Source organism: Micromonospora sp. CNZ285, assembly GCF_004637285.1.
This window is the reverse complement of record NZ_SPQD01000001.1, coordinates 2,949,026-2,965,043: the sequence shown is the minus strand read 5'-3', so window position 1 is coordinate 2,965,043 and position 16,018 is coordinate 2,949,026. Positions and strand designations below refer to the sequence as shown.

Genomic DNA, 16,018 nt, shown 5'->3' with positions numbered 1-16,018 from the left:
AGAAGCTCCGGCCAGGCGGCTAGCTGGCCCGTGGGGCGTACATGATGACGGCGACTCCGACAAGGCAGATGGCTGCGCCGATGATGTCGTAGCGGTCGGGGTGGAACTTGTCGACGACCATGCCCCAGGCGAGAGAGCCGGCGACGAAGATGCCGCCGTAGGCGGCCAGGATGCGGCCGAAGTTCGCGTCGGGTTGGAAGGTGGCGACGAAGCCGTAGACCCCGAGTGCGATGACGCCGGCCGCGACCGAGAGCAGGCCCCGGTTTTCCCGCCAGCCCTGCCACACCAGCCAGGCGCCGCCGATCTCGGCGAGCGCGGCGAGCAGGAACAGCAGGATCGAGCGGGCTACCGTCACGCGTCCGACCGTAGCGTGACTACCTCGCGCTCGCGCTGGTCACTCTGCCCGCAGGAGCAGTTGCGGCCGGCGCAGCCGGTGGTGTGGCGGCGTTTGCTGGCCCACCACCAGGACAGGCCGGCGAGCACGGCCAGGGCGAGGGCGACGCCGGGCAGGAAACGGTTGGCCGCGGCCCAGCCGGCACCACCGAGGATTCCGGCGGCCAGCAGTGGCGGCAGCACGCAGCAGGCGGCGCAGGCGGCTCCCGCGAGTCCGGTCATGCCGGAGGGGAGCAGGCGGCGCAGCCGGTTAGCAGGTGTCGGCACGGTCGTTCCTTTCGGCGAGTTCAGCAAACGGCAGGGGGCAGCAGGCGCTGCCGGCGCAGGCGACCAGGTCGTCGCAGCCGGCCGAGATGGCGGCGCGCAGGGTGTCGCGGATGACGGATAGGTCGGCCAACTTCTGTTCCACCTCGGCGAGCTTGTCCTTGGCTCGTGCCTGGAGGCCGGTGTCGGGTCGACCGTTGTGCTGGTGTTGGCCGGCGGCGAGGAGGTCGGCGACCTCGTTGAGGGTGAAGCCTAGGCGTTGCGCGGTCTTGATGATCCGCAGCAGGGTGACCGTGTCGGACGGGTAGAGCCGATGCCCGCCGGGCGACCGCTGCGGGGAGGCGAGCAGCCCTCGGCGCTCGTAGTAGCGCAGGGTTTGCAGGTTGACCCCGGCCGCGTCGGCCAGCTGGCCGCTGCGCAGCCCTGATCCGCTCATCGCTGAACCCGGACAGCCCGCTGGGCTAGGGCATCAAGCACGTCGACGTGTGCTGCCGGTACTCGAACGTCCAGCGTCAGTGAGTTCAAGTCGGGTCGCGCGATGTCGAACGTGAAGAACGAGCAGCAAGACGATTCACGGGCTGCCAGATCCCGCGCCGTCTTTTCGACCTGCTCCGCGCCGTCGAGGTGCAACCGCAGATGCTGTGCCGACAACCGCTCGGCACCCCGCACCGCGTCCCGGAAGAACTGATCGAACTCGGCGAGCCGCAGCGGCCGTTCGGCGGTCGGCAGGGTGCAGGCATCTGGCACCCAGGAGTCATCCGTCGTGACATGTTGGTCGCTCATGCAACGACGGTAAGCCTGTACCTAGGTATCAGATGCAAGCCCTGGTTCAGGAGAAGGACCAGGCTGCCGGCAGGCCGTCGGACACGGCCAACCAACGATGACCATTGGGTCGGCAATTGCCACGGTTGAGAAGCGGCTTACCGGGCAGCGACGCCGGCTGGGCGCCCACGGGTGCATACCAGTGTCCCTGCTCCTCGACCACGGTGTCGCCACAGATCCGATCAGCCCGGGCATCATTTGATGAGGCAAGGCCTTGTCGGCGTGGTCGACGCGGCCGTGACCAGAACGGACGCCATTGTCGGCACCCGCAGGAGCGAAAGCCGGCCTTCGAGGGTGCCGGTCAGCGGGCCTTCTTCGTCGTCCGCTTGCGGGGCGGCGTCAGCAGGTCGGCGATCGCCGCGATCGCGGACGGCACCAGTCGGTAGTACGCCCAGACGCCGCGCTTCTCGCGCTCGATCAGGCCGGCCTCGGTGAGGATCCGCAGGTGATGACTCACGGCCGGCTGGGACAGACCAAGCGGCGCGGTGAGGTCACTCACGGACGCCTCGCCGTCGGGAGCGGACTGGATCAGACTGAGCAGTCGCAGCCGGGCCGGGTCGGCGAATGCCTTCAGCACTCCCGCGAGCCGCTCGGCATCGGCACGCTTGATCGGCTCGCCGGCAAGCGGCGAGACGGCAGGCGTAGCTGTTTTCGCAGTTGGCACGTCTTCCATCGTTGCACCAACACCATCGATAGGCCGCTGGAACCAGGACCCGGTCACCGTCAGGTTGCGGGTAGGGAGCCCTGTCGGCTCGTCCCGGCCGTGTCAGGGGCCGGATGGGCGGTGCCGGCGTCGGCCCAGCGTGACGTGGAACTTGGGCCACTCGGCATGATGATCCGCGGACGAAGGAGGTGCCGGGCGTGCCCGGATCGTGTGACGTGGTGGTCGTCGGGGGCGGGCAGGGTGGCCTGGCGGCGGGCTACTACCTGCGCCGTGCCGGTCTGGATTACGTCATCCTCGACGCCCAGTCTCAGCCGGGTGGCGCGTGGGGGCATGGCTGGGACTCGTTGCGGTTGTTCTCGCCGGCCGAGTACAGCCCGCTGCCGGGGTGGGGGATGCCTCGGCAGGAGGGCGAAGACTTCCCGACCGCCGGGCACGTCGTGGACTATCTGCGGGCGTACGAGCAGCGGTACGACCTGCGGGTGCGCCGGCCGGTCCGGGCACATGAGGTGCGGCGAGCCGGGGAGCGCCTGGCGGTGGAGACCGACGCTGGGAGATGGCTGGCCCGGTACGTCATCTCCGCCACCGGTACGTGGGAGTGCCCGTACGTGCCCGACATCCCGGGCCGTGAGGAGTTCGCCGGCCGGCAGCTGCACACGGTGAACTACGCCTCGCCGGAGGAGTTCCGGGGGCAGCGGGTCGTGATCGTCGGCGGAGGTAACTCCGCGGCGCAGATCCTGGCGGAGGTGTCCCGGGTCGCTGAAACCACCTGGGTCACCTTGCGGCCGGCGCGGTTCATGCCGGACACCGTCGATGGTCGGGTGCTGTTCGGTGTGGCCACCCGTAAGGCCGCCGGTGGTGCCGGTGGCGGCGTCAGCGACCTTGGGGACATCGTGATGGTGCCCAGCATCCGCGACGCGCGGGAGCGCGCGGTCCTGCACTCCCGTCCGATGTTCGTGCGGCTCACCGACCGCGGCGTGCGTTGGGCGGATGGCGCAGAGCAGCCCTGCGAGGCCGTCATCTGGTGTACAGGTTTCCAGCCCGACCTCGCCCACCTCGCGCCGCTGCTGCCCGGATGGCGGCAGGGGAAGGTGGCGGTCGAGGGCACCCGGTCAATGGACGAGGCCCGCCTTTACCTGCTTGGCTACGGCGATTGGACGGGGCCGGCGTCAGCCACGCTGGTGGGTGCCGGCCGCACAGCGAAAGCGACGGTCGCCGACATCGCCACTCGACTGCGCGCAGCTTAGCGTGCCTCTTGACAGGTCGGCTGCCCGCCGGCCGAGGTGGCGACGCGGCAAGCGGGAGTGCAGGCGAGCGACAACGACGGCGACGCGGAACCAGACGAGGGCCTGCAGCCGTCAGGGGAGGTCGGCGGTGCGGGCGCTGACCCATCGCTGCGCGGCCGTTTGCACGGCGTCCCAGGGGCTGCCCAGCGGCGGGGTGTAGGACAGGTCGAGGTCAGTGAGGGCGTCGACAGTCATGCGGTGGTGCAGGGCGCCGGCGTAGATGTCCACGCGGGTGGCGACTGCGGTGTCGCGGTGGCCGACGAGCTGGGCGCCGAGCAGCTGTCCGCTGCGCTGGTCGCCGGTGATCGCGATCGTGACCGGTTTGGCGCGCGGGTAGTAGGCCTTGTGATCGTCGACGCGGGCCACGTGCGTGGCGGGATCGAATCCGTGCTCTCGGGCATCGGCGTCGCGCAGACCGGTCCGGGCGGCTACGAGGTCGAAGACTTTGACCGCCTGGGTGCCCAGCGAGCCGGCGAACTGCCGGTCGCCGCCGGTGGCATTTTCTCCCGCCACGCGGCCCTGCTTGTGCGAGGTGCTGCCGAGCGGCAGGTACGTGTTCGTGTCCAGGAGCCGGTGGTAGGTGTGCACGCAGTCCCCGGCGGCGTAGACGTCCGGCACCCCCGTGCGCATGTGCCGGTCCACCGCAATCGCCCCGCGCACTCGGAGCCGGACGCCGGCGGTCTGCGCGAGCGCGGTGTCGGGCCGGACTCCGACGACGACAAGCACCACGTCGGTGATCTGGCTGAAGCTGCCGCTATCGCCGAGCTGGTTGGTGGAATGGCCGGTGACCTTCAGCCGGCCGCCCTCGCGTGCCACCTCAGTGACGGTGGTGTCGGTGACGACGCGCACGCCGTGGCGTGTCAGTTCGTCGGCGACCAGCGTCGCCAGCTGCGGGTCGACGGTTCCCAGCACCTGCGGGATCTGCTCGACCACGGTGACCTGCAGGCCTCGGGCGTGCAGGGCTTCGGCCATCTCCAGCCCGATGTAGCCCGCTCCCACGATCAGCGCGGATTCCGGGCCCCGCTGCAGCGTCTCGGCAAGGGAGAGGGTGTCGTCCATGGTGTGCAGCAGATGCACCCCGTCGGCCGGTGTGAGCTCGTGCAGGCCGGCGATCGGCGGGCGGACCGGGACGGCGCCGGTTCCGATGATGAGCCGGTCGTAGCGGAGCTCTTCGTCACGCCCGCCTGGCCCACTGACCGTGACGGTGCGGGACGTGGGATCGATGTGCCGGGCGCGGGTGTCCAGGAGTAGTCGCAATCCGGCGTGTTCGAGGTCGTCGCGTGTGCGGTGGGCAAGGTTCCGCCAGTCGGGCACGTCGCCGGAGATGTGGTACGGGATGCCGCAGATCGAGTAGTTGGGGAAGGCGTCGGCGGCGACCACAGTGGTCTCGACGGACGGGTCGACATGTCGGGCGCGTAGCCCGGCGCTGACGCCGGCATCGCTGCCACCGATGATCAGAATGTGGGTCATGATGCCTCTCCCATCGGCGGCCCTGGACGGGCATCTCACCGCTTAGGTTGCCTGCTTGGCCACGCTGCCCAACAGCAGCCAGCGGGTCGGGGGCGCTGGGGGTTGACTCTGCCGGGTCAGTCCTGCCGGACATCCGACCGGCAGGACTGACCGAGTTCAGGACGTGGCGGCGAGGTACCGCTCGGCGTCGAGGGCGGCGGCGCAGCCGGTGCCAGCGGCGGTGATGGCTTGCCGGTAGGTGTGGTCGACGAGGTCCCCGGCGGCGAAGACGCCGGGAATGTTGGTGCGGGTGCCGGGGGACTGCACGCGGACGTATCCCTCGTCGTCCAGGTCGACCTGGCCTCGGAACAGTTCGCTGCGAGGGTCGTGGCCGATGGCCACGAACACGCCGGTGACGTCAAGGACCGTGATCTCGCCGGTGTGGACGTTGCGCAGGCGCGCTCCGACGACGACACCGTCGTTGCCGATGATCTCCTCGACGACGCTGTTCCACACGATGCGGACCTTGTCGTTGGTGAGGGCGCGTTCGGCCATGATGCTGCTGGCGCGGAAGGTGTCGCGGCGGTGCACGATGGTGACGCTGCGGGCGAAGCGGGTGAGGAAGGTGGCTTCTTCCATGGCCGAGTCGCCGCCGCCGATGACCGCGATGTCCTGGTCGCGGAAGAAGAACCCGTCGCAGGTGGCGCAGGAGGAGACGCCATGCCCGAGGAGTTCCTGTTCGCCGGGGACGCCGAGGGGTCGCCAGGCGGACCCGGTGGCGAGGATGACAGCGTCGGCTCGATAGGCCTGCTCGCCCACGTACACGGTCTTCAGGCCAGGGCCGGTGAGTTCGACGCGGGTGACGTCGTCGGTGATGAACTGGGCGCCGAAGCGGTCGGCCTGCTTGCGAAGATTGTCCATCAACTCGGGGCCCATGATGCCGTCGGGGAAGCCGGGGAAGTTCTCCACCTCGGTGGTGGTCATCAGCGCGCCGCCGGACTGGACGCCCTCAATGACCAGGGGGGCGAGGTTGGCGCGGGCGGCGTAGAGGGCGGCGGTATATCCGGCGGGTCCGGAACCGATGATGATCAAACGGTGGGGGTCGGGCACGAGGGGCTCCTCGATCGGTCCGCCCGCCACCCCTGTAGGGGCGGCGGGCGGTGGGGTGGACTCGTCAGGTGGTGGGGGTGAGGTCGGCGAGGAGGTCCTCCACCCGGGTGCGGATCTCGTCACGGACGCGACGGACCATGTCCAGGCCCTGGCCGGCCGGGTCCTCGAGCTTCCAGTCCTCGTACCGCTTGCCGGGGAAGGCCGGGCAGACGTCGCCGCAGCCCATCGTGATGATCACGTCGGAGGCTTCGGCGGTGGCGTAGTCGAGGATCTTCGGCTTGTTGGCGGTGATGTCGATGCCGACCTCCCGCATCGCCTCGACGGCCACCGGGTTGATCTGGTCGGCGGGCTCGGAGCCGGCGGAGCGGACCTCGACGGCGTCGCCGCCGAGGTGGCGCAGCCAGCCGGCGGCCATCTGGGAACGGCCGGCGTTGTGCACGCAGACGAACAGGACGCTGGGCTTGGACATCAGATGCCTTCCTTGGAGTACACGTGGTCATAGGGCCGATTCACGGGCGTCTCGGCGCGGGGTGCAGGCAGGGACCGGTCTGGGGCGCTGCTGCGGTCGAGCAGGCGGTAGCGGCCGGCGGGACGCGGCGGGTTGAGCAGGCGGCGGTAACGCACCTCTGCCTCGCCGTGCTCCGGGTCGTGGTTGGTCATCGGCGGTGGTCCAGTGCCGGGTCGCGTTCCTCGGCAGGGACGACGACCTGGTCGGCGGCCCGCCCGGCGTCGGGGTAGAGCGCGGCGAGTAGGCCGACGCCGACCGCCAGCCCGACCAGTTGGGCGACGACGAACCCTGGGACGGAAGCGGGGGCGATGCCGGCGAACGTGTCGGTGAACGCACGGCCGATCGTCACCGCAGGGTTGGCGAACGAGGTCGACGAGGTGAACCAGTACGCCGCCCCGATGTAGGCGCCGACGGCGGCGGGAGCGACCGGCGCGCGGCCGGAGCGGGCGAGGGCGAAGATCAGCAGGATCAGGCCGGTGGTGGCGACGACCTCCCCGAGCCAGAGATGCCCGGCGGCCCGGTCCTTGCTCGACCAGGCCACGGCGGACAGGTCGAACATCAGGTTCGCCAGGATCGACCCGCCGATCGCCCCGAGGACCTGGGCGATGACATACCCGCCGAGTTCGCGCAGGGTCAGTCCGGTTCCGACGCGGCGGCCGAGGAACCAGTCGGCGGCGGACACCACGGGGTTGAAGTGGGCGCCGGAGACCGGACCGAAGATCAGGATCAGCGCGCCGAGGGCAAGAGCGGTGGCGACCGAGTTCTCCAGCAACTGGAGCCCGACGTCGCCGGGAGAGAGCGTGGCGGCCATGATGCCGGAGCCCACGACGGCGGTGACGAGCAGGGCAGTGCCGATGAACTCGGCCAGCAGACGCCGCCGGAGTGCGATGGTCATCAGTGTTTTCTCTCCCATGATCTGACTGTCCCCGACAATCGGGGCACAGCGGGTTATCGGGTGGCGGGAACGTCCAGTTCGTCGAGGAGCCGCCGGACCCGGCGCTCGATCTCGTCCCGGATCGGCCGCACATCGGCGACGCTGAGGCCCGCTGGGTCGTCGATGTCCCAGTTCTCGTAACGGGTACCGGGGAAGACTGGGCACGCGTCGCCGCACCCCATCGTGACGACCACGTCGGCGGCGCGGACCACTTCGTCGGTCCAGGGCTTGGGGAACTCCTCGGAGATGTCGATGCCGCGTTCGGCCATCGCGGCGATCGCCGAGGGGTTGATCTCGATGCCGGGTTCGCTACCGCCGGACCAGGCGACGGCGTGGTCGCCGGCGAGGTGGACGAAGAAGCCCAGGGCCATCTGGGAGCGGCCGGCGTTGTGGGTGCACAGGAACAGCACGACGGGACGGCCGTCGCGGTGGTGTCCCTCGACCCGTGCCAGGGCCCGCAACCGCTGGCGGGCGAAGCGCTCGGCGAGCAGGGGCAGGTAGTTCGGGATGCTGGCGGCGGTGGCGAACTGGTCGTAGCTGCTGTGCAGGAACCGCTTGATGGTCTCGGTGCCGTAGATGCCGTCGAACTCGGCGGCCAGCCGGGTTGCTGCGGTGTGCAGGGCGAGCTGCTGGTCGAGAGTGATCTCCTGTTGAATGCGGGCGCTGATGTCGGTCATCGGGTGCCTCTCAACATGGTGGTGGGGGCGAGGCGGTCGACGCGGTCGGCGAGGTCGGCGTAGGCCGCCTCGAACGCTTCGTCGGTGTCGATGCGGACCGGGTCCGGCACGGACCAGTGCAGGCGGGGGCGGACCGGTCCGGTGAGCTCTTCGTGGGCGTTGTCGCAGACGGCGATGACCAGGTCGTCGTCGCGGACGACGTCCTTGACGTGGGCGGTGCCGGTTGCATCGAGGTCGAGGGCGTGGCGGTGGGCCACGGCAAGCGCGCGGGGATGCACTCGGGTCGCAGGCTTGGTGCCGGCCGAGGCGGCTTCCCCATGGGTGCGCCGCTTCCACAGCGCCGCGGCCAGCTGGGAGCGGGCGGAGTTGTGGGTGCAGACAAAGACCACCCGTCCCACATCGGCCAGCGGGGGAGGGGTGAGGGCGGCCAAGGCTGCCGGCTGAAGTCGCAGGTAGGTGCGCCGCCGGTCGCCCTCGGACCGGCCGCGCTGGACGAGGCCGGCTTCGGTGAGCACCTTGACGTGGTGGGCGACGAGATTGGTCGGCATCTCGAGGGTGTGGGCGATCTCCCCGGGCGAGGCGTCGCCCTGGCTGAGCGCGTCCACGATCGCCAGGCGCGCAGGGTCGCCGAGTGCGGCGTGGACCCGTGCGCGCCCGGCCAGGGAAGCAAGCTCAGCGTTCATTGAGTCAACTATCGCTGAGTGATCTGTCGTTCGTCAAATGGGAGTGAGGGATAAGCCCGTCGGGGGCTTGGCGGCGCTCAGTCGACGGGCGGGTTCGATGATCAGGAGGGCGGCGAGGTGCGCATCGCGGTGGCGTGGCGCATCGTGACCAGGCTGCAGACGATCCGAGTGAGGCTAGCGGCGACGGCGAACGTGGCCAGTGACTTCGCCGGAATCTCTGACCGGAGGTGGCTCGCGATCACCGTGAGATCCCCGGCGAGCGCAAGGGCGGCGATGGTGATGGTCGCGGCGAGTGCGTGTTGTGGGCTTGCTTCGGGTAGCCAGCGCATGAGGCGACCGGTCGTGGCCACCGTCCCAGCGGCGGTGGCGATCGCGATGATGATCAGTGGGATGACGGGGATCGCGGCCAATAGGGCGACCAGGCCGGTGCGCCAGGGGTGGGGCTGCAGGAGCAGCAGCCACCAGATGCCCACGACAGGTCCGGTGGCGATGTACCAGGCGATGGTGCGCCGGGCGTAGGCGGTGGCCAGCTCCCCGGCGAAGGCCTCGGCGACCGCTTGCGGGGTGCCGAACTGGGCGATCGCGGCGGCGACCGCCTCACCTTGGGGTAGGCCGGCGGCGGTGCGGTCGGCGACGGCGTGGTGGAGTCCGTCGCGTAGTTCGGCGAGGATCTGCTCCCGACGCCGCCGTGGTCCACGCAGTCGTGCGGCGAGGTCGCCCAGGTAGGCGTCGAGAGGTGCTTCGCCTGCTCGGCTGGTCAGGCGGTCGTTGGCCATGCCCGCCCGCCCAGAACTGCAGTGACGGCGGTGGAGAAGTGGTCCCAGACTGCCCGCTGCTCACCGAGCGCGGCCTGTCCGGCCGGGGTGAGGTGGTAGGCGCGGCGGCGGCGGCCGCCGACGGTCTGCCAGTCACTGGCGATCAGGCCTGCGCGTTCGAGGCGGTGCAGCGCCGGGTAGACGGTGCCGGTCGGCAGGTCCAGTGCCCCGCCGCTGCTGTCTCGCAGGGCTTCGATGACGGCGTAGCCGTGCTGTGGCCCGGGTTCCAGGACCGCGAGCAGCAACGCATCGAGATGGCCTTTGAGCAGTTCCGGTCGCATCGGCAACACCTGTGGCTCCTCGTTCTTGCTGATGGCGGCCCAGCGGTTCTACTGTAGCGTCACAATACTTTGCGGTGCTACACATGGTGGTGGGTGATGAGCTCCAACCTCACGGTGGTGGACCTGGCCGAGGCGAGCGCGGTCGACCGGGCGCTGATCGGTGGAAAGGCGGCCGTGCTGGCGGACCTGACCGCAGCCCGGTTCTCGGTGCCGCCCGGGATTGTGGTCACCACCGGCGTCCTCGATGATCCGCAGCTTGACCGACGGCTCGCGGCCAGTGTCGAGGGCCTGGGCGGGGAGCGGTTCGCGGTGCGTTCGTCGGGAGCGGCCGAGGATCTACCGGATGCCTCGTACGCAGGCCTGTACGAGACGTACCTGAACGTGCCCGCCGACGGGCTGGGTGCGGCGGTGCGGCGATGCTTCGCCGCGGCGGCCAGCGAGCGGGTCACCGCCTACCACCAGCGGCGTGGCGGGGCGACGGCGGCGATGGCGGTGCTGGTGCAGGTGATGGTCGACCCGATTGTGGCCGGGGTGGCGTTCACCGCGCATCCGGTCACCGGCGACCGCGATCAGACGTTGGTGGCCGCCGTCGCGGGGTTGGGTGATCCGCTGGTGTCGGGTGTGACGACCGGCGAAGAGTGGACGGTCACCGCGAGTCGCACCGCGATGACCCGGTCCGGCCCCGGCGGTGGACGGGTCCTCACCGACGTCCAGGCCGACGCGGTCGCGGAGCTGTCGCGTCGGATCGCCGACCGGTACGACGGCCGCCCGCAGGACGTGGAGTGGGCCATCGACCGGGCGGGCCGTCTGTGGCTGCTGCAGGCCCGGCCGATGACTGCGGTGCCGGAGCCGGTGTCGTGGACGGCGCCGGGACCGGGGTTGTGGATGCGCAACTTCCGGCTCGGGGAATGGCTCCCCGAGGCCGTCACTCCGCTGTTCGCCAGCTGGCTGCTGCCGGTGCTCGAAGACGGGTATCTCGATGGGATGTACGGCAGCGTCGGGGTGCGAGTGCCGTTCCGGTACGCGCTGGTCAACGGCTGGTACTACAACGCCACACCAATCCCGTCACCAAAACTCCTCGCTGGGGTGCTGTGGCAGGGACGCTGGCGGGCCGCGAAGATCCTCTTCAACGCGTTGATCCGGGTCAGCCATGACCCGGATGCCGCCGACCGCGCCGTCCTGTCCGAACTGGAGCGGGCCTGGCGTGAACAACAACTGCCCGGCTATCGACGCCTCGTGGCCGCCGCGGAGGCGGAGGTCGACACGGCATCGCCTCGGCGATTGGCCGAGCTCGTCGACGCACTCGGGCGGGAAGCCGGGATCTACCTCTGGTATCTGGCGATCGTCGGCGGGTCGGCGTGGAAGATGGAAGCCTGCCTGACTCGCTTCGTCCGCCGGCATCTCATCGACGTGCTCCCCGACGATGAGGGCGGTGCGCAGGTGCTGTTGCGCGGGCTCCCCGGCGCCCAGCCGGTGGCCGGCGCGCACGCCGTACAGAGCGTCGACTGGTATCACCCGGTCGCCGGAGAACTGGCAACGGGCCGACCACCCCGAGCCGGGGACCGCTACCGCTCGCTTGCCGAACAGCGGATGGTTGCCGAACAACGCTGCCGAGCGACGCTGGCCGACCGCCCGCGGTTGCTGGCTGACTTCGACCGGCTGCTGAAGGTCAACCAGCGCTACGCCGTCATCCGGGAGGAGCAGGCGCGGGAGTTCACCCTCGCCTGGCCGGTCCTGCGGGCCTGCACCGCCCGCCTCGGGCGGCACCTGGTCAACCTGGGAGCTATCGAGCAGCCCGGAGACATCTACTTCTGCACGCGGGATGAAGTGAACAGCGGGATCGAAGGCGACCCCGGACAGCTGAGCGCCAGGGTTGCCGAGCGGCGCGCCCTCTGGCAGCGCCAACGCCGCCTGACCGCGCCGTTGACCCTGGGCCGTCCCGCGCGACTGATCGGCGACGTCATCGAACACGCGGTTCAACAGGCCCGCGGCACCACGGAGACCGCCGAGGGCGCCCTCGTCGGGCATCCCGCCTCGGCCGGCCGGGCCACCGGCGAAGTCGCCATCGTGCACGGACCTGAGGACTTCGACGGCTTCGCCGATGGTCAAGTGCTCGTCGCGAAGGCCACCGCCCCGGCATGGACACCGCTGTTCTCCCGCGCCGCCGCAGTGGTCACCGACGGCGGCACCCTAGCCGCACACGCCTCCCTGGTGGCCCGTGAGTACGGCATCCCCGCCGTCGTCGGCACCGGCGACGCCACCCAACGACTGCGCCCCGGGCAGCTCGTAACCGTCGACGGAACAGCCGGAACCATCACACTCCACACCTAACCTGTCATGCCTGCAGGTGCGGCATGCATGTCGGAGGGGGTGCGCGGCGTCCGGGCGGAGGGTGCTGGAGACCGCCGGGTCGCCGGTGGGCGACCTGGTCAGCAGCAGGTCGCCAGGTAAGACTGCAACTCCGCGAGGGCGGCGAGCGCGCCGTCCCGATCGGCCCGGTAGTACACGGTCTTCCCGTCGCGACGGGAGGTGACCACCCGTCCGCGTCGCAGCAGGGTCAACTGCTGCGACGCCGTGGCCTGGCTGATGCCCGTCCGCTCGGCCACCTCGCCCACCGACAGCTCGGCGCCCTGCGCGAACAGCATCATGATCCGCTGCCTGGTGGGGCTGCCCAAGGCCTTGAGGAACTCCTGCGTCTGCGGCGCCAGGCCCTCCGGGACTCCGGCCGCGCGCGCGGGCGGGGATGCCCCTGCGGGCTGTCCGGTGGCGTCGCTCATGGCCCTACCTTTCCCCACCATCGTCATATTGTCATTCAACAAAACGACGATATGATCGTGACATGACCACCCCATCCCAGCCAGTGATCATCGTCGGCGGCGGCCAGTCAGGCCTGGCCGCCGCCCGAGCCGCCCTGACCGCGGGCCTGCGGCCCGTTGTCCTGCAGGCGGGCAGCGAGCCGGTTGGCTCCTGGCCTGACTACTACGACAGCCTCACCCTCTTCTCGCCCGCCCTTTACAGCGCCCTGCCTGGCATGCGCTTCGACGGCGACCCGGACCGCTACCCCCGGCGCGACGAGGTCACGGCGTACCTGCGCCGGTACGCGCAGACCGTGGACGTCGACATCCGCACCCGCACCCGCGTCACGGCCGTGCACCCTCGCCGCGACGGGGGGTACCTCGTCCGCACTGACACCGGGGACGAGATGGCTGCGGTCGGCGTCGTCGCCGCCAGCGGATCGTTCGGCAACCCGTACCTGCCGACGCTGCCCGGCCAGGACGACTACGCCGGCGATCTCCGGCACGTCGCTCACTACCGCCGGCCGGAGGTGTACGCGGGCAAGCGGGTCATCGTCGTGGGTGCCGGCAACTCCGCCGTCCAGGTCGCCTACGAGATCGCCGGCCACGCCCGGGTCACGCTCGCCACCCGGGAACCCGTGCGCTTCCTGCCCCAACGCCTCGGCGGGCGGGACCTCCACCACTGGCTGCGGGTCACCGGCGCGGACCGCCTGCCACGCCGCGTCCTCACCCGACTTGTCCGACACGCCACCGTGCTCGACACCGGCGTATACCGCGACGCTCTCGCCTCCGGGCTGCTCTCCCGGCGGGACATGTTCACCGCCTTCACCCCTGAGGGCGTCATCTGGGCCGACGGCACGCCCGAGCCGGTCGACGCGGTCATCTTCGCCACCGGCTACCGCCCGGACCTCGCGTACCTCAAGCCCCTGGGCGCCCTCGACCATGGCGCGCCCCGGCACGTGGGCGGGATCTCCACCACCCATCCAGGGCTGATCTATCTCGGGTTGGAGTTCCAGCGATCCTTCGCCTCGAACACCCTGCGTGGCGTCGGTCCCGACGCCGCGCACGTCATGACTGCCCTCGCCGCTCACGTGTCCGGACGGCAAGGCCGGCAGCGGACAGCGGACGTCGCCTCGCACACGGGATCCGGCGCTCAACGCTGATCGCGTTGCGCGGTCGGCGCTGGTAGGTACGGGTTTGCCCGCGGCTTACGCCTGCGACGAGGGGGCGGGCTCGACCGACAGCAGGGCGGCGAGCTGGCGCAGGATTCCCGGGCGGGCGCGGTAGTAGACCCACGTGCCCCGCCGTTCGGCATCCACCAGGCCCGCTTCGCGCAGCGTCTTGAGGTGGTGCGAGATCGTTGGCCCGGTCAGGTCGAACGCCGGCGTCAGGTCGCACACGCACGCCTCCCCGCCCTCGGCGGAGGCGATCATCGACATCAGCTGCAGCCGCACCGGGTCGCCGAGGGCCTTGAACGCGGGAGCGAGCACCGCGGCCGTCTCGGCCGGAATCCGACGCTGCGCCAGCGGGGGGCAGCACGGCGTGTCGGCGTTGAGATCGATGACGGCGAGGGGCGCCTGTTGCTTTGACATGTCTCTAGGTTGACATCTCTCTAATCAACGTGCAACTCTCTGCTTAGACGGACGTCAAGACAGGCGTCTGGAGGAAGGGGACCCACCATGTTCGGCTCCACCCGCCGCTCATCCGCTCTTCGCGCTGGAGTCCGGTTCTGCGACTCCTGCGCTCAGGTGTCCACCGCCGACCAGCGTGCGCAGCGCCGCTACGACCGTGCCCGCACCACCGTCTACACGCTGATCAGCCCCCGCTGACGAGAGGACCTGTCATGAGCGACAACACCCAGACCACCGGCGGTTTCGCGGGCGACCCGGCCGCCGCCCTGCAGGTCACCGGCTCCGGCGCCTGCTGCGGCAGCCCCGCCCAGGCCGTGGGGTCCATCCTGCCGCCAATCGGCGAGGCCGCGAGCGCCGGCCCGTGCTGCGGCACCCAGGAAGCCGCGCAAGCGGCCGGCTCGTGCTGCGGCACGCAGGCCAAGGCCGACGCGGTGGCCGCGGGACAGGGGTGCTGCGGATGACCACCCCAGACGACCTCGCGGGCCTGCTCCGGGTAGTCAGCGCCGACCGGATGTCCGCGACCGTCGCCACCCTCGCCTCCGACCGCATGGCAGGACGGCGAGTCGGATCACCCGGCGGCGCGGCAGCCCGGGCGTGGCTCGTCGACGAGCTCACCGCTCTCGGCGCCACGGTCCGGACTGAGGAGTTCCCGGTCCGGGCGGTGCCGCAGGTGCACGAGGCGCCGACGGTCACCTGGGGCGGCGGGAGCAGCCCCATGCCGCTGGTATTCGGTCGCCAGGTCGCGATCCATTCCGCCTCCGCCGACGCCGCCGAGACCCGCCGCGGCCCGCTCGGCGTCGCCGGTGCCGACGACCCGGCCGGGCGGTGGCTCGTGGTGCCGGCGGAGATGAGCCTGTTCGACGCCTACCGGGACACCCGCGGCGCGGCCGGGCTGCTGATCCGCCGAGCCGTCGACGCCGACGGCTGGCAGTTCACCACCCTCGCCGGACCGGACCCGGGACCGCTGCCCGTCCTGACCCTCGACCCGGACACCCACCGCACCGTCCTCGCTGCGGCAACCGACAGCGCCAGCTGGTTCGCCGGCGCCACGCCGGTTCGCCGCGACGACGTCACCGGCACCAACATCCACGCCCGACTCCGGCAGACCGTCCCCGGCGGGGCGGAGCTGCTCCTGACCGCCCACTACGACGGCGTCGGCGACCACCCCGGGCTCCGCCAGCCCGGAGCGTCGGACAACGCCACCGGCGTCGCGGTGGTCCTCGAAGCCGCCCGCGTCCTCGGCCGCGGACTTCCCGACGGCGTCGGGCTCTGCGTCGCGCTGCTCGACGGTGAGGAGGTTGGCGCGCTCGGCTCGGCCCACCACGCCGCGCAGCTGCGCGACCAGGGCGCCGCGCCCCTGGTGGTCAACGTCGACGGAGCCGGCCGCCTGGATGGGGCGGCGGCGGTCGAGGCCGGCGGGCCCGCCCACCGCCTCCTGGCGCTGCTGGACCAGGCCGGCCGGCACACCGGCGTCCCACTCGCTGCGGGGCCGATGGCCTCGGACAACCGCCGCTACGGCGCAGCAGGCCTCGCCGCGGTCGGCATCGGTGCCGGGATGGGCGGCTACCACAGCCCCGCCGACACCCCTGACAAGGTCGACCCGGCCACCCTGGCCGCGATCGCCCGCCTCGTCGTCGCAACCGCCCACCTCACCGGGACGGCGCCTGCTAGGCTTTCATCGCCAATCGGCGATAAACGATAGAGGGAGT

21 protein-coding genes are annotated in these 16,018 nt (G+C 70.9%); 5 read left to right on the top strand and 16 right to left on the bottom strand.

The window, feature by feature from the left end; genetic code table 11:
* Positions 1-19 precede the first annotated feature (19 nt).
* The 5 genes from CLT75_RS13300 to CLT75_RS13280 all read right to left on the bottom strand — a co-directional run bounded on the left by CLT75_RS13300 (position 20) and on the right by CLT75_RS13280 (position 2,152).
* On the bottom strand, positions 20-355 hold the full coding sequence (locus tag CLT75_RS13300) for a YnfA family protein (RefSeq protein ID WP_030271608.1): 336 nt from the start codon (positions 353-355) through the stop codon (positions 20-22).
* The gene (locus CLT75_RS13295; RefSeq protein WP_135241031.1) at positions 352-660 is read right to left on the bottom strand and encodes a hypothetical protein; all 309 of its coding nucleotides are present in this window, start codon (positions 658-660) and stop codon (positions 352-354) included. The genes CLT75_RS13300 and CLT75_RS13295 overlap by 4 nt, the downstream gene beginning before the upstream one ends.
* Complete coding sequence (locus tag CLT75_RS13290) at positions 644-1,093, bottom strand: MerR family transcriptional regulator (RefSeq protein ID WP_030271612.1); 450 nt, start codon at positions 1,091-1,093, stop codon at positions 644-646. The genes CLT75_RS13295 and CLT75_RS13290 overlap by 17 nt, the downstream gene beginning before the upstream one ends.
* Positions 1,090-1,440, bottom strand: coding sequence for a hypothetical protein (locus CLT75_RS13285; protein WP_030271613.1), 351 nt, complete (start codon positions 1,438-1,440; stop codon positions 1,090-1,092). The genes CLT75_RS13290 and CLT75_RS13285 overlap by 4 nt, the downstream gene beginning before the upstream one ends.
* A 340-nt stretch (positions 1,441-1,780) precedes the next feature.
* Positions 1,781-2,152 carry an ArsR/SmtB family transcription factor gene (locus CLT75_RS13280; RefSeq protein ID WP_030274786.1) on the bottom strand — a complete coding sequence of 124 codons (372 nt, stop codon included), beginning with the start codon at positions 2,150-2,152 and terminating at the stop codon, positions 1,781-1,783.
* Positions 2,153-2,340: 188 nt separating this feature from the next.
* On the opposite strand from CLT75_RS13280, the gene CLT75_RS13275 reads away from it, so the two are divergent.
* Positions 2,341-3,387, top strand: coding sequence for an ArsO family NAD(P)H-dependent flavin-containing monooxygenase (locus CLT75_RS13275; protein ID WP_123111594.1), 1,047 nt, complete (start codon positions 2,341-2,343; stop codon positions 3,385-3,387).
* A gap of 111 nt (positions 3,388-3,498) precedes the next feature.
* Here the strand turns inward: CLT75_RS13275 and CLT75_RS13270 are convergent, their stop codons facing one another.
* The 9 genes from CLT75_RS13270 to CLT75_RS13230 all read right to left on the bottom strand — a co-directional run bounded on the left by CLT75_RS13270 (position 3,499) and on the right by CLT75_RS13230 (position 9,883).
* Entirely contained in the window at positions 3,499-4,896 is a 1,398-nt protein-coding gene (locus CLT75_RS13270) for an FAD-dependent oxidoreductase (RefSeq protein ID WP_030274782.1), read from the bottom strand.
* A 156-nt stretch (positions 4,897-5,052) separates the two neighbouring features.
* Positions 5,053-5,985 carry a thioredoxin-disulfide reductase gene (gene trxB / locus CLT75_RS13265; RefSeq protein ID WP_030274780.1) on the bottom strand — a complete coding sequence of 311 codons (933 nt, stop codon included), beginning with the start codon at positions 5,983-5,985 and terminating at the stop codon, positions 5,053-5,055.
* Between the two features lie 64 nt (positions 5,986-6,049).
* Positions 6,050-6,457 carry an arsenate reductase ArsC gene (locus CLT75_RS13260; RefSeq protein WP_030274778.1) on the bottom strand — a complete coding sequence of 136 codons (408 nt, stop codon included), beginning with the start codon at positions 6,455-6,457 and terminating at the stop codon, positions 6,050-6,052.
* Entirely contained in the window at positions 6,454-6,645 is a 192-nt protein-coding gene (locus tag CLT75_RS13255; protein WP_030274776.1) for a hypothetical protein, read from the bottom strand. The genes CLT75_RS13260 and CLT75_RS13255 overlap by 4 nt, the downstream gene beginning before the upstream one ends.
* Positions 6,642-7,388, bottom strand: coding sequence for an aquaporin (locus tag CLT75_RS13250; protein WP_036311740.1), 747 nt, complete (start codon positions 7,386-7,388; stop codon positions 6,642-6,644). Before CLT75_RS13250 ends, CLT75_RS13255 begins: the two co-directional genes overlap by 4 nt.
* Positions 7,389-7,441: 53 nt before the next feature.
* Positions 7,442-8,104 carry an arsenate reductase ArsC gene (locus CLT75_RS13245; RefSeq protein ID WP_030274772.1) on the bottom strand — a complete coding sequence of 221 codons (663 nt, stop codon included), beginning with the start codon at positions 8,102-8,104 and terminating at the stop codon, positions 7,442-7,444.
* Complete coding sequence (locus tag CLT75_RS13240; RefSeq protein WP_030274770.1) at positions 8,101-8,787, bottom strand: arsenate reductase/protein-tyrosine-phosphatase family protein; 687 nt, start codon at positions 8,785-8,787, stop codon at positions 8,101-8,103. The genes CLT75_RS13245 and CLT75_RS13240 overlap by 4 nt, the downstream gene beginning before the upstream one ends.
* A 101-nt stretch (positions 8,788-8,888) precedes the next feature.
* Entirely contained in the window at positions 8,889-9,563 is a 675-nt protein-coding gene (locus CLT75_RS13235; RefSeq protein ID WP_030274768.1) for a permease prefix domain 1-containing protein, read from the bottom strand.
* The gene (locus CLT75_RS13230) at positions 9,545-9,883 is read right to left on the bottom strand and encodes a PadR family transcriptional regulator (protein ID WP_030274767.1); all 339 of its coding nucleotides are present in this window, start codon (positions 9,881-9,883) and stop codon (positions 9,545-9,547) included. The genes CLT75_RS13235 and CLT75_RS13230 overlap by 19 nt, the downstream gene beginning before the upstream one ends.
* A gap of 96 nt (positions 9,884-9,979) precedes the next feature.
* On the opposite strand from CLT75_RS13230, the gene CLT75_RS13225 reads away from it, so the two are divergent.
* The gene (locus tag CLT75_RS13225; protein WP_030274765.1) at positions 9,980-12,214 is read left to right on the top strand and encodes a PEP/pyruvate-binding domain-containing protein; all 2,235 of its coding nucleotides are present in this window, start codon (positions 9,980-9,982) and stop codon (positions 12,212-12,214) included.
* A gap of 98 nt (positions 12,215-12,312) precedes the next feature.
* Here the strand turns inward: CLT75_RS13225 and CLT75_RS13220 are convergent, their stop codons facing one another.
* Entirely contained in the window at positions 12,313-12,660 is a 348-nt protein-coding gene (locus CLT75_RS13220; protein WP_082171419.1) for an ArsR/SmtB family transcription factor, read from the bottom strand.
* Between the two features lie 62 nt (positions 12,661-12,722).
* Here CLT75_RS13220 and CLT75_RS13215 point away from each other — a divergent pair, with 62 nt between their 5' ends.
* The gene (locus CLT75_RS13215; RefSeq protein WP_047893943.1) at positions 12,723-13,841 is read left to right on the top strand and encodes a flavin-containing monooxygenase; all 1,119 of its coding nucleotides are present in this window, start codon (positions 12,723-12,725) and stop codon (positions 13,839-13,841) included.
* A gap of 45 nt (positions 13,842-13,886) precedes the next feature.
* On the opposite strand, the gene CLT75_RS13210 is transcribed toward CLT75_RS13215, so the two are convergent.
* Positions 13,887-14,270 (bottom strand): ArsR/SmtB family transcription factor, encoded by a 384-nt coding sequence (locus CLT75_RS13210; protein ID WP_030274759.1) that lies wholly within the window; start codon positions 14,268-14,270, stop codon positions 13,887-13,889.
* A gap of 251 nt (positions 14,271-14,521) precedes the next feature.
* Between CLT75_RS13210 and CLT75_RS13205 the strand changes: the two genes are divergently transcribed.
* Complete coding sequence (locus CLT75_RS13205; protein WP_030274757.1) at positions 14,522-14,770, top strand: hypothetical protein; 249 nt, start codon at positions 14,522-14,524, stop codon at positions 14,768-14,770.
* Entirely contained in the window at positions 14,767-16,011 is a 1,245-nt protein-coding gene (locus CLT75_RS13200; RefSeq protein WP_030274755.1) for a M28 family metallopeptidase, read from the top strand. The genes CLT75_RS13205 and CLT75_RS13200 overlap by 4 nt, the downstream gene beginning before the upstream one ends.
* Positions 16,012-16,018: the final 7 nt, after the last annotated feature.

What these genes read in the sequence shown, in the direction of transcription:
- CLT75_RS13290 (WP_030271612.1), bottom strand. Translation starts at nt 1,093, where the DNA reads ATGAGCGGATCAGGGCTGCGCAGCGGCCAGCTGGCCGACGCGGCCGGG.
- CLT75_RS13285 (WP_030271613.1), bottom strand. Translation starts at nt 1,440, where the DNA reads ATGAGCGACCAACATGTCACGACGGATGACTCCTGGGTGCCAGATGCC.
- CLT75_RS13280 (WP_030274786.1), bottom strand. Translation starts at nt 2,152, where the DNA reads ATGGAAGACGTGCCAACTGCGAAAACAGCTACGCCTGCCGTCTCGCCG.
- CLT75_RS13270 (WP_030274782.1), bottom strand. Translation starts at nt 4,896, where the DNA reads ATGACCCACATTCTGATCATCGGTGGCAGCGATGCCGGCGTCAGCGCC.
- CLT75_RS13255 (WP_030274776.1), bottom strand. Translation starts at nt 6,645, where the DNA reads ATGACCAACCACGACCCGGAGCACGGCGAGGCAGAGGTGCGTTACCGC.
- CLT75_RS13250 (WP_036311740.1), bottom strand. Translation starts at nt 7,388, where the DNA reads ATGACCATCGCACTCCGGCGGCGTCTGCTGGCCGAGTTCATCGGCACT.
- CLT75_RS13245 (WP_030274772.1), bottom strand. Translation starts at nt 8,104, where the DNA reads ATGACCGACATCAGCGCCCGCATTCAACAGGAGATCACTCTCGACCAG.
- CLT75_RS13240 (WP_030274770.1), bottom strand. Translation starts at nt 8,787, where the DNA reads ATGAACGCTGAGCTTGCTTCCCTGGCCGGGCGCGCACGGGTCCACGCC.
- CLT75_RS13235 (WP_030274768.1), bottom strand. Translation starts at nt 9,563, where the DNA reads ATGGCCAACGACCGCCTGACCAGCCGAGCAGGCGAAGCACCTCTCGAC.
- CLT75_RS13230 (WP_030274767.1), bottom strand. Translation starts at nt 9,883, where the DNA reads ATGCGACCGGAACTGCTCAAAGGCCATCTCGATGCGTTGCTGCTCGCG.
- CLT75_RS13225 (WP_030274765.1), top strand. Translation starts at nt 9,980, where the DNA reads ATGAGCTCCAACCTCACGGTGGTGGACCTGGCCGAGGCGAGCGCGGTC.
- CLT75_RS13220 (WP_082171419.1), bottom strand. Translation starts at nt 12,660, where the DNA reads ATGAGCGACGCCACCGGACAGCCCGCAGGGGCATCCCCGCCCGCGCGC.
- CLT75_RS13215 (WP_047893943.1), top strand. Translation starts at nt 12,723, where the DNA reads ATGACCACCCCATCCCAGCCAGTGATCATCGTCGGCGGCGGCCAGTCA.
- CLT75_RS13210 (WP_030274759.1), bottom strand. Translation starts at nt 14,270, where the DNA reads ATGTCAAAGCAACAGGCGCCCCTCGCCGTCATCGATCTCAACGCCGAC.
- CLT75_RS13205 (WP_030274757.1), top strand. Translation starts at nt 14,522, where the DNA reads ATGAGCGACAACACCCAGACCACCGGCGGTTTCGCGGGCGACCCGGCC.
- CLT75_RS13200 (WP_030274755.1), top strand. Translation starts at nt 14,767, where the DNA reads ATGACCACCCCAGACGACCTCGCGGGCCTGCTCCGGGTAGTCAGCGCC.